This window comes from Photobacterium kishitanii (genome assembly GCF_000613045.3).
GTDB lineage: Bacteria > Pseudomonadota > Gammaproteobacteria > Enterobacterales > Vibrionaceae > Photobacterium > Photobacterium kishitanii.
The window spans coordinates 787,358-799,885 of sequence record NZ_LN794353.1; the positions used below are offsets into that span (position 1 = coordinate 787,358).

Genomic DNA, 12,528 nt, shown 5'->3' on the forward strand with positions numbered 1-12,528 from the left:
CATCATGATAGCATTCGCAAAATTTTCATACAGTAAGGACAACAAAGTGTCATTTGAAGCCGCCATCGCATTTTTTGCTGCTATTTTCATTTTTGCAATAACACCAGGCCCCGGCGTATTTGCCATTTTAGCTAAAGCTATGGTTGAGGGGCCTCGAAAATGTACAATGATGGCATTAGGCATGGTTTGTAGCGATCTACTCTACTTACAACTCGCCTGCTTTGGATTAGCAACTATTGCTGATAATTGGTCTGAAGTGTTCTTAATTATTCGTTATCTTGGTGCCGGATACTTAATTTATCTGGGTTATAAAATGTTTACGTCGTTATCTAAAGGTCAACACCCCCAAAATGACCAACAACCACAACAAACACCTTTTGCGAGTTTTAGCCATGGTTTTTTAATTTCCGCTTCTAACCCTAAAGTTATTTTGTTCTATGTTTCATTCTTACCGACGTTTATTGATTTAACTCGCTTAAACCGTAGCGATATCATATTGGTATCAGTATTATCTTCAATCGCATTGATGTCTGCGATTATGTTAGTTGCTTATGGCGCTTCACGATTAGCAAAAGTCATTAAAACGCCCGCAGCACAACAACGTTTAAACCAAACTGCAGGTGGAATTATGATTGCAGCTGGAGCATATTTAGCGGTTAATAAGTAGTTGTTTGATTCGCGAGTAACTAACCTTGCATCATTCTCGACAGCGAGGTGGCGCCCCCCGTCATTCCCTACAACAAGGTGACGAGCGGCGATAGGGAATCTACTTTCCACGTATCGTAGAGTGACTGTTTTATTAGGGTTTTAACGTATGTTTACTGCCGTCTTTAATGCTCAAACACGTGATGAATAGATCACGGAAAGTTCGTACCTCTCTTCCGAGATGACAAATAATAACCTGTGTTATTATTTGTAAAAATAGCCATTCAAATAAACACAAAAAAGCCTCACATTGCTGACGAGGCTTCCTTGTGTTGTGAAGCGGACGGGACTTGCCATTCCGAAAATCAGCGCGACCCTCGGCGTGACAGACCTAACCGCTATTTCAACAAGCCTTTATTGTCTCTAAAACGCTTATCTTTAAAAATTACAAATACAAAAAAGCCCCGTCATTTCTGACGGGGCTTCGTTGTGTTGGCGGAGCGGACGGGACTCGAACCCGCGACCCCCGGCGTGACAGGCCGGTATTCTAACCAACTGAACTACCGCTCCAATTCTGTGTGAAACTCGATTAAATCAAATTTCTAGAATTTGGCGGAGAGATAGGGATTTGAACCCTAGATACGCTATAAACGTATGCCGGTTTTCAAGACCGGTGCTTTCAACCACTCAGCCATCTCTCCAATGGCGCGAATAATACCTATCATCACGGTGGCTGTAAAGCCTTTTTTGTAAAAAACAATCAGATTAGCTAATTTAATATTAATTACTAACCAGAGCCATCAAAAAACAATCTTTCTGATTATAAAACTAGCATTTTCATATTGTTATCTATTTATAAATAGGCTTTATACAAAATGAACTATCGTTTGAATTAGCTTAGTTGCTAATTTCGCCGTCTGGTTATCGTAATCATATTCAGGGTTCAACTCAGCGATATCGACAATCTTGACTTTACCACTTGCCATAATATGCTTAATCGCCCACTCAACCATTGATAAACTCACGCCATGCATACGCGTCATATTAGCACCAGGCGCAATAGACGATGAAAAAACGTCCAGATCAATACTCAGCTGAATACAATCCACATGCTCAATAAAGTTATCAAGTTGTGCCTGAATATGTTTTTTATTGCGAGTCGTCATTTGATTATCAAGTAACCACTGACAACCTAGTTCCTCTGCCAATTTAAACATTGCTTGTGAATTAGCGTGATCGCAAATACCTAAACCAAGAAAATCAAAACTACGTTGCTGTTCTTTGCTATAACACCACGCAGTATGAAATGCAGAACCCGCTCTTAATGATAATGACGGCCTAAGCTCAAAATGGGCATCAAAATTAATGACTCCTACACGAGGAGACGCTAGCATTCGTTGCTGATCTGCCACTGCTGATGCGGATAGTGACTCAGCACTAAAATCAGACAGTGCTTGATAACTGGCAATTGATATTTCATGTCCGCCGCCAAGGACGACAGGAAAGTGACCATCGCGTAAGCTACGCAACAACAATTGATGCTGTCTTTGGCTTACAGCAACAAAACTCTGATCATCAATTGTTTGTTCAATATCACCAGCATCATAAAAAGGCAATTTTGTTTGTGCATGTGTACGCGGAAGTATGCGTCGAATACTCGCAGGGCCTTCTTTAGCCCCTTGTAAACCGCGGCCCCAATCAAGACTAAGATCAGAGATCACCCCAACCAGCATAACTCCAGGCTGACATTGTTGAGTATAAGGGCTGATGAGCGTATGTTTACGATGGTATAACATCGGTTTTTGTGGCTCATTTTTAAATAACTTTTTTAATTGATCAACTAACATACGCCTATCTTCCCTATCTTTCACAAACAACACACACTAGTGTTGCGGTGGTAACGCTCTTGCTGCTTGCAATACACACATTACAATTTTATTTTTGCGGCTATTAATGCGTTCTGCTGGTGCCATTACACTCACCGCACCAACCACTTTATTACCGACAAATACTGGCGCACTAACACCGGAAACACCGACATCAATTTCTGAAGTACTAATTGCGAAACCATCTTGTTTAATCAGATCTAACTCAGCAATCCAAGTATCGATTTGCTGTTGTTCAGTAATGTCGTAATGTTCTAAAATTGTTAATTGGCGAGCCAATGGTAAATAAGCCAGAATCACTTTGGCAGATGCGCCACGAATCAGCGGCTGACTTTGACCTTTTTCATAGCTACAACGCAGCGCGTATGGACTATCAATACTGTCAACACATAACGCATTAAATCCAACTGCAACCATGTATGCTGACATCTCGCCAGTTTGCTGCTGTAAACGTTTTAAAATTGGCCTTACGCCATCTGGTAATGGCGAATTCATTTCAAAATTACGCTGAAGTTGTAATGCAGCAGGGCCTGCACTATAAGTATTACGGCCATGATTTTCTTCAATTAGGTTCCAATCACGAAGCAGAGCCAAATAGCGATATAAGCTACTTATTGGCATTTCCATTTCGGTACTGAGTTGTTGTGCTTGCAGCGGTACATTTGATGCTGCTATATGAATAAGCACTTGCAACAATTTTTCATTAGCACTGAGTGAATGAGTCACAGGTAGGTTATCTCTAATTTGTGTGATGATTATTTGTAACTAATTATATTGCTGACGACAAGTGTTATTCTTACATTATGAGAAAAATTAGGATTTATTTGACTTATTTTATTACCTTGCGAGAAATAAACCCATATTTGAAATCTTTCAGTCCAAAAATAAAACTCATGATTACTCTTTTTAACGGTGGTTTATTATTTCAACGTAAAAATAAAAAAATCGACTTTAGCCAGCATAAATACAGATCTAACTAGCCAGAATAAAGGGGTGCTGGTAAAATATTTGCATAATTGACCGTCTAAAACAGTAAAAGAGAGTGATTCCTCATGGGAAGAAAGTTCGAAGTACGCAAATTGTCTATGGCAAAAACCCAAGGCGCTAAGATCAAGGTTTACTCTAAGTACGGTAAAGAAATCTACGTTTGTGCTAAGAACGGTAGTCCAGATCCAGATAGCAACCTAGCACTTCGCCGTCTTATTGAAAAAGCGAAAAAGGATCAGGTACCAAGCCACGTTATCGATAAAGCAATTGATAAAGCAAAAGGCGGCGGCGGTGAAGATTACTCAACTGCACGTTACGAAGGTTTTGGCCCAGGCAACTGCATGGTTATCGTTGACTGTCTAACAGATAACAACAACCGTACTTTCATGGACGTTCGTCAAGCATTCGTTAAAAACAATGCGAAAATCGGTAGCCCAGGTACCGTTGGTCATATGTTTGAGCACCAAGCAGTATTTGAATTTAAAGGTACTGACGAAGAAGTTGTTCTTGAAAATCTAATGATGGAAGACGTTGACGTTACTGACATCACTTGTGAAGATGGCGAAATTACCATTTATGCCCCTCACACTGAATTCTTTAAAGTTAAAAATGCACTTGCTGCAACAATGGCTGACGTTGTAATTGACTCTGAAGAAATTGCTTTCGTGCCACAGACAATGACTGAATTGGCTGGTGATGATATCGCAATGTTTGAGAAATTTCTTGACGCACTAAACGATTGTGATGACGTGCAAAACGTTTACCACAATGCTGAAATGGCTGACTAATTTTAGACTGCAATTTCTTTACAAAAAGGTCACTTCGGTGGCCTTTTTGTTTATTCATAGTTATATATCACCTCGCTTAAAATACCGCTTCAGTGGCACTTAAACCATACCAACCCTCATGCCATTATTTTAATAATTACTTAGATATAATATTGAAGAAAAACACAACTATTCTACTTGTTCGTCTTATTATTTAAGCCTATAACTAATTGTAATATTAATTTATGTTCAATTAACGCGACTTATTTAAGCGGGAGTTCAAGGATAAATATGAATATTTTAATTGTATTAACGTCTCATCAAAATTTAGGTGAAACCACAGCTAAAACAGGGCTATGGCTAGATGAATTCACGGTTCCGTTTTACGCCTTTAAAGATAATAACTACGCCGTTACTCTCACCTCTCCTAACGGTCGACAAGTACCCATTGATCCAAAAAGTGACACGCCTGAACTGCAAACTGAATCAGTGCTTCGCTTTAAAAATGATCCAGATGCCGTCACACAATTAGCCAATACATTATTACTGTCTACCATTAATCCTGCCGATTATGATGCAGTATTTTATCCTGGCGGTCATGGACCACTATGGGATTTATCCCAAGATACAGCATCACAAAAGATCATTGAATGGTGTTATCAAAACAATAAACCGACAGGCTTAGTCTGCCATGGACCCGCAGCGTTGAAAGCCCCAAAAAATCCTGATGGTAGCCCATTAATCACAGGTAAAAATGTCACCGGATTTAGTGACAGTGAAGAAGCTGCTGTTGGGCTAACCGAGGTTGTCCCTTTTTTACTTGAAGATATGCTAACAAGCCAAGGTGCACATTATAGTAAAGGGGCCGATTGGCAGAGCTATGTTGTTGTTGATAAAAATCTAATCACAGGACAAAACCCTGCATCTGCACTGGCTGTTGCTACTGAAATCATTCATCAACTACAGGCTCATTAATTAGCACTAAAATCCTTGTGCAAACATTTCTATTTATAATCATATCCTTATGTGGATAAATCAAAAAACAATATATCATTAGCAACAAAAAATTATCGTTTAACGATAATTTTTTGTTGCTTTAGGTGTGCTTCACGTTTACATTAGCACGCGTTAACCAACACGTAGTTCTAAATTAATCATGAGGTATATAATGAAAAAATATTTATTCTTATTGGCACTTAGTAGTATGTCTTATTTTGCTAATGCTGCAGATATTGTTCAATCTAAACCAATGCTCGCGCAAATTAATAGTATTTCAGTTTATGCTGGGGATAATGTTGATAGTCAAAAAACAGCACTAAAAACAATTGATAAAGTCGCAGTTCCAGACTTTTCACACTGTGCCGTTTATCTCCCTAAAGAACAACAATCCGCTAGTACAAAAATCACTTTAAGCCGTACTAATGATGGTAAATTTTCAGTATCTTGTGGCAGCTAACTTCTTTATCAGATCATTTAATAACTTAATATCTGTTATTAAGTAAAAAAGCCTAGCTATTCAATTAGCTAGGCTTTAAGTACTGGTTAACATTAGCGTTATAATTAGTTGTTATTCAGTGGCCAATGATCAAAATAGATATGGCTCGCTTGCCAATCAACCTTTTGATGGTTATCAGCTAATAGATAATGCGCAACGGTAAAGGCAAACTCAAAGCTGACCCCTAAACCACGTCCAGTAATAAATTGCCCATCAACGACAACTTTTTGTTTAACAAACTCACCGTCATCAAAGTTTTCAGCTAATTTATCACCGGTTGTATACGTTCGTCCTTGTAATAAATGATGAGCCGCAAGTACTTTAGCGCCCGAAGAACATAATGCACAAATATACTTATCAGCATCAATATGACGTTTTAAAAAAGCAATAACATTAGCGTTAGCTGACAAATTATCAGTGCCTTGCGGACCACCAGGCATCATCACTGCATCATAAGTGCTATCAAATTTATCCGCTAGAAGATAATCGGCACTGATTTTGGTTTCAAAGTAAGTATTAAGTGTGGTGGTTTCCATACAAGACAACACATCCACTTTAATATCTAAACGACGCATAATGTCGATAAAAACGACCGCTTCCCCTTCTTCAAAACCATCAGCAAGAAGTACCGCAACGTATTTTACATCAGTCATAATGATTCCCTATCTGCCTCTCTGATCAATCATCGCTCGCACTTCACGTACATTAGCAGCAATAACATCCCAGTCATGATTATTAATCGCACTTGTTGGCGCTATCCAGGTTCCACCACAAGCAATCACTTGAGGAATTGCTAAATACTCTCCCAAATTAAGCGGCGTAACTCCACCTGTTGGCATCAATTGGATCTGGCTGTAAGGCCCAACCAATGATTTGAGCATATTAATACCACCAGAGGCTTCTGCTGGAAAAAACTTAAGTGCACTCACACCAAGTTCTAATGCTTGCTCAACCGAACTGGGATTATTAACGCCTGGGATCATTTTAATGTTATTGGCTAAACAATATTTCACTGTCGTCGGATTAAACCCAGGGCTAATCACGAAATCAGCGCCGGCAGCCATAGCTGCATCGACTTGTTCAACGGTTAATACCGTCCCTGCACACAACACAATTTGTGGATAAGCAGCACGGATCAAGCGAATAGACTCAGCAGCGGCTGTGGTACGAAATGTAATTTCAGCAGCAGGTAAACCATTATCCACCAACACTTTAGCAAGAGGTACCGCATCCACTGCATTGTCAATTTGAATGACAGGCATTACGCGTAATGCACGCAAACAATCAATCCATTCATTTGTCATCATAATTACTACTCATTAAATCCGTTAAATATTGGGTACATTGCTCAGGAATAACCGCTCCGCGATGCTGAATGACTTGCGCGGCAAGATTATTGCCCCACTGGCAGCACGCAGCCATTGGTAAATCTTTGGCCCATGCCGCTAAATAGGCTGCATTAAAAGAATCCCCTGCGGCTGTTGTATCAACAACGTGTTTAATCTTATTCCCGTCAATAAATCCTTGCTGACCTGCTTGTGACCACATTGCACCTTTACTGCCTAATTTCACCACCACTTGTTCCACACCTAAACGGTGCAAACGCTCTGCAATCATTGGTGCTGGCGTATTGACTTCATCACGCAATAAATCTTCGTCATCCGCAGTCACTAATGCAATATCCGCTAATCGATACAGTTCTGACAGCCATGTTTTTGCATGAGTAACGCCATTCCATAATCGAGGTCGATAATTAGAATCAACCGCAATTTTACAACCGGCAGCTTTCAAGTTTACCAGTGCTTCAATCAGCTTAATTTTGCCATGCTCAGGTAAAATAGCTAAAGAGATCCCTGAAAGATAGATCAAATCGTAAGCTTTGAGTTGTGCCATAATTTGTGAAAACTGAGCATGTTCGCACATATAATGCGCCGCTGAATCGTTACGCCAATAATGAAAACTACGTTCACCTTGAGGATCGATTTCAATGGCGTACATACCTGGCAATTTAGTGTTTTCACGCATCACAAACCGACAATCAATTCCCTCATGCTGCCATGCGTCAATCATGGCATTACTGTAATTGTCGACACCTAATGCTGTCACATAACTCGGTGATATTTTAGGAAGTAATCGAGAAAGATAGATGGCGGTATTAAGCGTATCACCACCAAAATTTTGATTTTGGGTCGCAAAAGGAGCACCACTAAGCTCAATCATGCACTCACCCAAAATAGCGATGTTGCGCTTTATTGCTGAATTTGGAAATGTCATTTTTCTTCACCTACTAAGCCATTGTTAGCTGTCAGAAAAAAGGCCATGATTGCGAGATATGGGAGCTCAATCATGGCCAAAAAACATCATCACTCAAAGTTATAAATGCAATACCAAATAAAGCGATTAGCTTCAGGGGGAAATGGCCTTGCACTGTGTCATCCCTGGCGAGAGGTCATAGTCTGTGGCTAATTACGCTTTTCCTTCGCTACCACATACACGAATTTTATCTTGAATCACTTTCTTCATTGCTGCTTTACCTGGAATGATATAGTGACGCGGATCATTCGCTTCAGGGTTTTCAATAAAGTATTGTTTCACTGCATCAGCAAAAGCAATTTTAAGTTCAGTAGCAACGTTCACTTTTGTAATGCCCAATTCGATGCAACGACGTACATCAGCATCTGGCACACCAGAAGCACCATGTAGTACTAACGGTGTATCTGTTTTACTACGGATGATACCTAGACGATCAAAATCTAATCGCGGCTGCTCTTTATACATTCCGTGTGCAGTGCCGATTGCAATCGCTAATGAATCAATACCTGTTGCATTAATAAATTCAACCGCAGCATCTGGATCGGTATAAAGTGCATCTTTATCTTCAACAATAAGATCGTCTTCTTGACCACCTAAACGACCTAATTCAGCTTCTACTGAACAATCCCAACCATGGCAAAACTGCACCACTTTACGAGTAATATCAATATTGCCTTCAAAGCTATGGTGAGAACCATCAATCATCGCAGACTTAATGCCCGCCTCTACTTTAGTGCGAATATCACTAAATGACTCATGGTGATCCATATGTAACGCAATCGGCGTTTGGTAAATATTTGCCGCTTTAAGACAGATACCCACTAAGTAATCAGTACCAGCGTAAGAATAAGTCCCAGGCGTACCAGCTAGAATAACTGGAGAACGCATCTCAGCAGCTGTTTCAAGCACAACTTGAATTGTCTCAAGATTATGAATATTAAAAGCAGGAACGGCATAGCCGCCTAGCTGCGCTTTTAGCAGCATTTCACGCGAAGAAACCAAAAACATAAAAAACCTCAAACCTTCCGTTAACTTTCGCTTTAGATAATATTCGAAAACAAAGACAAATAAAAAGATCTAAATCACATAAACACTTTCAAATCGAAAAAAAGTAACCAAATGAAATCAAAAGAAATGCGACATTTTGGATGAATAACAAGTAATACCTTTACGCAATAAGTTATTCTTCGGTCTTTCAGCTCGGCCAAGTATATTTTCAAGCCAGTAATGACGTGCTGATTGCGACTCTAACCGACGCGATAATGGATTTTGGTCAATGATGTAATCATTTTTAAAGATCACTACCACCTCTTTCGTTTCGAAAACACCAATCACCTGAGCGTTAATGGCTGGCAATGCAAAATTAAAATCACCTTGTTCAACAGGTAATGGCTGTTGTGGTGCTTGCCACAAACCACATCTATCACCACAAAATAAAGCTATATTCAGTGCCCGCAACGACCAAAAACTACTTGCAGGCCCACTGTAGTTATCGACCAGACGACTATCATCTCCAAATAGCCCTTGGGTTGGTGCGCCATGTTGCATCGCGCCATGACTAATAAAATATTCTAGGCTCGTCGCAAAGGCACGTTGCGCTTCACCAGTAGCAATGACATCGCTATGTTGATCTACCGCCATAATAAGCGGTGCGGCAGCGGCTAAGCGGTAACAAGCACTTCGACCAAAGAAAGGTAAGCCTTCAGCAGTAAATAAATAGCGATATTGACTAACAAAATCAGCTAAAGTTTGACGAATAAAATCACTATCAAAACTTGAATCTATTTGATCGAGCCAATATAACGAATAATGAAATCCCCACGCATTGTAGTAGTCGTAATTCCCTTTAGCGCCGTCGCGGAACCAACCATCGCCGACATGAAATTGTTTTACTCGCTCATATTTATCGTAAGCAACCGTATCTTCACCGGTTAATACTTTAATCACCAATTGCACGGTTAATGGAAATAAATGCCAATTATTATCAACCGTTTGACAATGATTAACTTGCTTAAACCATGTGATTATTTGAGTTTGTTCTTGTGTCGTCATCTGTTGCCAAACATATTCACGACTGAGCCATAATGCCAATGCTAAATCAGCACTTTCACAAATACGCTGGTCATAATCGTGTAATTGCCCCCAATAGCCAGCGTGTTGTGGATCGGTTCCCGCTAAAAAAGCACGACGTAAGATTGCGACAATATCTAATGGCTTACCATTTAAGCCCGCTAATGGTTGTGGTCCATGCTGACTTACCCATGCCGCTAAGGTTGGTAATACTCGACTGGTACCTTCCATTGCATCAGTGCGCGCACTTTGCTGACTTGGGCGGCCAGGATAATAGGCATGGCTATAATCCCATACCGCATAATGTTCAAACGCTTCAGCGACATAACGTACTAAGTATTCACATTTACTCTCAATGCTTACATCAGCTTTAGCAAAACATTCCGCCACAGCCTCATCATTAATAGAATACGTTGAGGCTTTCATTTTTAAACGTACCAACCGCTGTTTAAATAATTTCAAATACATCGCAGTGGTCGGGTGTTCATAAGGAATGGTGGGTCGTTCAGTAGCGCTAATATTCTTGGCGGTATATAACGCTTGTGGTGCGATATGGTGGGATTTTGTCGCTACATCTAACTCAGTTACTGCGGCCGTCGTTTGAACATCATTTATCATTGTCTGTTCTCCATGAACAATAACGCACCACTACCACGTGGATAATATCTCAACATGATCGTGGTGCGATAAAGAGTGATTCGTTATTAACTTTTTGCTGATTCAGTTAGCACGTGATAACGATCTTGTCCCCATGCAACTGGTTTTGGTTTATCTTTAATCCACTCATAAAAAGCTTGCTTCATTTGCTTCACTTTTTGAGGATATTGCTGAGCAAGATCTTTTGATTCACTTGGATCAAGCTTGTCATTGAATAATTTCACTTTATTCGTGCCATCATCATAGAAATATAATGCCCAATCCTGATCACGAATCGCCCATGAGCCTTTTGATAATTTTTCTAGATTTGGATTTTGCGGAATATCATTGGATTCATAGGTGATCCATTTCCAGTAACCATGCCAAAAAGCATCATTTTCTTCGCTGTAATGCTTCGCACCAGGGCCTGCCCAGTAAATATATTGGTGCGGAGATTGCTTGGTTTTACCTTCAAGTACTGGCAAAATATTTTTACCGTCAACATTCATATCTGCTGGAATTTCAATACCCGCAGCACTTAACGCTGTTGGCAGAATATCTAACGCAGAAATCAAAGTATCATTAGTCCCCCCCGCTGGAATATGCTTCGGCCAATAAGCTACAAACGGTACACGCACGCCACCGTTATACATCTGACCTTTGTAACCACGATCCATGCCATTCATTGGCATTGGTGACTCATGTACAGCACCATTATCGGATAAGAAGAAAATTAACGTATTGTCTAACTCACCTTTTTTCTTTAGTAGATCAACAATTTGCCCAAGTCCTTCATCAGCAGCATTGATCGCAGCAAAATATTTATCCGCTTCAACGTTACCTGTTTTAAAACGTTCCATATATTTCGCAGGTGACGCTTCTTCTAATGGAATATGCGGCACACTAAACGCAAGATTAATAAAGAAAGGTTTATCACCACTTTGCTCTATAAACTGCAACGCTTCGTTGGTAAGGTTATGCGTTAAATACCCCGGTGCAGGAATATTTTTACCATTTTGATAAATAGCGGGTGAATCCCATAATGCAGCACCAGAGGCGTAAAAACTGTAGGAATAATTAAATCCACGTTGTTCTGGTGAATATTCTTTTGGCGTTACAGGGATCTGATTATCGTGATAATCACGAGTTTTATTGTTATCAGCAACGGCATTTTTACTGCTTATTTTTGAATTGTGCCACTTACCAATATTGGCAGTATTGTAACCATTTTCTTGAAATAGAGCTGGCAATAACTTGATATCTAACGGCACCCCTTGCAACGCATCATCATTACTATAGGTACCAAAACTGGTTGGGTAACGGCCAGTAAAAATACCTGCTCGCGAAGGACCACAAACAGGATGAGCCACAAAGGCATTAGTCATTTTCACGCCATTAGCCGCAAGCTCTGCAACGGTTGGCATCGCCCGTTTCGCCGCATCAACCATTTTATCGAAATCACCTTGATAACGAACAGGCACAGGGCGTTGAGCTAAGGTTTTTTTATCTAAGCTATCTAAAGCAAAATCTAACTGACCTGTCCCCAGATCATCCATCACCACTAATAATACATTGGGCTGTTTTACCGTAGCTGTTGTTGGGGCAGCATTCGCTACAGCAGAAGAGGCCATGCAAGCAGCCGCTACAAAACTCGCAATTATCGTCTTCTTCGTCGAGGACAGATTCATTGTATACTCCTTGTAATATACTGCTGTAATACACAGCAATA

General features: G+C 40.2%; 12 protein-coding genes and 2 tRNA genes. 4 read left to right on the forward strand and 10 right to left on the reverse strand.

Annotated features, from left to right (window positions below; all coding sequences use genetic code 11):
• The first annotated feature begins 46 nt into the window (after positions 1-46).
• The gene (locus tag PPBDW_RS18865) at positions 47-667 is read left to right on the forward strand and encodes a LysE family translocator (RefSeq protein WP_036791475.1); all 621 of its coding nucleotides are present in this window, start codon (positions 47-49) and stop codon (positions 665-667) included.
• Positions 668-1,138: 471 nt separating this feature from the next.
• On the opposite strand, the gene PPBDW_RS18870 is transcribed toward PPBDW_RS18865, so the two are convergent.
• The 4 genes from PPBDW_RS18870 to PPBDW_RS18885 form a co-directional block, all read right to left on the reverse strand.
• Positions 1,139-1,215: transfer RNA gene (locus PPBDW_RS18870), tRNA-Asp, on the reverse strand.
• A gap of 40 nt (positions 1,216-1,255) precedes the next feature.
• A tRNA-Ser gene (locus PPBDW_RS18875) sits at positions 1,256-1,346 on the reverse strand.
• A gap of 165 nt (positions 1,347-1,511) precedes the next feature.
• Positions 1,512-2,492 carry a formimidoylglutamase gene (locus PPBDW_RS18880; protein ID WP_036791477.1) on the reverse strand — a complete coding sequence of 327 codons (981 nt, stop codon included), beginning with the start codon at positions 2,490-2,492 and terminating at the stop codon, positions 1,512-1,514.
• A 36-nt stretch (positions 2,493-2,528) separates the two neighbouring features.
• Positions 2,529-3,257 (reverse strand): IclR family transcriptional regulator, encoded by a 729-nt coding sequence (locus tag PPBDW_RS18885; protein WP_036791480.1) that lies wholly within the window; start codon positions 3,255-3,257, stop codon positions 2,529-2,531.
• A 326-nt stretch (positions 3,258-3,583) separates the two neighbouring features.
• On the opposite strand from PPBDW_RS18885, the gene PPBDW_RS18890 reads away from it, so the two are divergent.
• The 3 genes from PPBDW_RS18890 (at position 3,584) to PPBDW_RS18900 (ending at position 5,741) form a co-directional block, all read left to right on the forward strand.
• On the forward strand, positions 3,584-4,306 hold the full coding sequence (locus tag PPBDW_RS18890; RefSeq protein ID WP_036791483.1) for a YebC/PmpR family DNA-binding transcriptional regulator: 723 nt from the start codon (positions 3,584-3,586) through the stop codon (positions 4,304-4,306).
• A gap of 270 nt (positions 4,307-4,576) precedes the next feature.
• Positions 4,577-5,260 (forward strand): type 1 glutamine amidotransferase domain-containing protein, encoded by a 684-nt coding sequence (locus PPBDW_RS18895; RefSeq protein WP_036791486.1) that lies wholly within the window; start codon positions 4,577-4,579, stop codon positions 5,258-5,260.
• 193 nt (positions 5,261-5,453) lie between these two features.
• Complete coding sequence (locus PPBDW_RS18900; RefSeq protein WP_036791489.1) at positions 5,454-5,741, forward strand: hypothetical protein; 288 nt, start codon at positions 5,454-5,456, stop codon at positions 5,739-5,741.
• Positions 5,742-5,845: 104 nt separating this feature from the next.
• On the opposite strand, the gene PPBDW_RS18905 is transcribed toward PPBDW_RS18900, so the two are convergent.
• From PPBDW_RS18905 to PPBDW_RS18930, 6 genes are all read right to left on the reverse strand, one after another.
• Positions 5,846-6,433 (reverse strand): DJ-1/PfpI family protein, encoded by a 588-nt coding sequence (locus PPBDW_RS18905; RefSeq protein WP_036791492.1) that lies wholly within the window; start codon positions 6,431-6,433, stop codon positions 5,846-5,848.
• Positions 6,434-6,442: 9 nt separating this feature from the next.
• Complete coding sequence (locus PPBDW_RS18910; RefSeq protein ID WP_036791494.1) at positions 6,443-7,087, reverse strand: bifunctional 4-hydroxy-2-oxoglutarate aldolase/2-dehydro-3-deoxy-phosphogluconate aldolase; 645 nt, start codon at positions 7,085-7,087, stop codon at positions 6,443-6,445.
• Positions 7,074-8,054, reverse strand: a complete 981-nt coding sequence (locus tag PPBDW_RS18915; RefSeq protein WP_036791497.1) for a sugar kinase — start codon at positions 8,052-8,054, stop codon at positions 7,074-7,076. The genes PPBDW_RS18910 and PPBDW_RS18915 overlap by 14 nt, the downstream gene beginning before the upstream one ends.
• A 192-nt stretch (positions 8,055-8,246) precedes the next feature.
• Positions 8,247-9,101: a tagatose bisphosphate family class II aldolase gene (locus PPBDW_RS18920; RefSeq protein ID WP_036791499.1), complete on the reverse strand. Its 855-nt coding sequence runs from the start codon at positions 9,099-9,101 to the stop codon at positions 8,247-8,249.
• Between the two features lie 117 nt (positions 9,102-9,218).
• Positions 9,219-10,781 carry a DUF2264 domain-containing protein gene (locus PPBDW_RS18925; RefSeq protein ID WP_082386856.1) on the reverse strand — a complete coding sequence of 521 codons (1,563 nt, stop codon included), beginning with the start codon at positions 10,779-10,781 and terminating at the stop codon, positions 9,219-9,221.
• Between the two features lie 86 nt (positions 10,782-10,867).
• Positions 10,868-12,487, reverse strand: a complete 1,620-nt coding sequence (locus PPBDW_RS18930) for a sulfatase family protein (RefSeq protein WP_036791504.1) — start codon at positions 12,485-12,487, stop codon at positions 10,868-10,870.
• Between the last annotated feature and the right edge of the window lie 41 nt (positions 12,488-12,528).